This window comes from Roseateles sp. P5_B10 (genome assembly GCF_056400485.1).
Genome location: NZ_JBFULE010001489.1, coordinates 1 through 682 on the forward strand (window position 1 = coordinate 1; position 682 = coordinate 682).

General features: G+C 65.7%; 1 protein-coding gene and 1 pseudogene. One reads left to right on the plus strand and one right to left on the minus strand.

The annotated features are described in order from the left end of the window. A pseudogene (locus AC1DU6_RS34155) lies at nucleotides 1–177 on the plus strand (DUF3299 domain-containing protein); the annotation flags it as partial. Here the strand turns inward: AC1DU6_RS34155 and pdxH are convergent. Then, nucleotides 174–682 (minus strand): pyridoxamine 5'-phosphate oxidase (pdxH, locus tag AC1DU6_RS34160; protein WP_477862869.1); only part of this gene is annotated, 509 nt, incomplete at its 5' end. The pseudogene AC1DU6_RS34155 and the gene pdxH sit on opposite strands and share 4 nt — an antisense overlap.

A 682-nucleotide genomic window follows, 5' to 3' on the forward strand; every position in this document is an offset into this window, starting at 1 on the left:
CCCACGACCTGCTCCTTTTGCGTACCGGCCGGGCCCGAGGGACTGGTCGAGGTGCGCACCAAGAAGCCGGTGCGTTACACGCTGGAACCCGTCGTCGTTGAGGGCGTGTTCGCCGTGCTCAACGACGACCCTTACGGCCTGTACTACCGCGTCGAGGACGGCAACGCCGTCAATTAGGGCGCCAGCCGTTCGCGCACCCAGCGGTCGGCATCCAGGCTGAAGACCAGCCGGTCGTGCAGCCGCGAGCGCCGCCCCTGCCAAAACTCAAAACGGTCCGGCACGAGGCGATAGCCACCCCAATGCGGCGGCCGGTCCGGGTTCAGGCCCTGCTGAACGGCCGCCTTGGCGGCGTTGGCCACCAGCACAGCACGTGAACTGATGACCCGACTCTGTGGTGAAGCCCAGGCCCCAAGGCGCGAATCCAGCGGCCGGCTCTTGAAGTAGTCGTCCGATTCCTGGGCCGAGGTCTTCTCGACGCGCCCCTCGATGCGCACGACGCGTTCCATCTCCACCCAGTGGAATTGCAAGGCCGCGTAAGGGTTGCCTGCTAACTCTTCACCTTTACGGCTTTCGTAATTGGTGAACCAGACCATGCCGCGTGCATCGCAGCCCTTGAGCAGCACGACGCGCGTCGACGGCCGGTGGTTGGTACCGACCGTGGCAACCGTCATCGCGGTCGGCT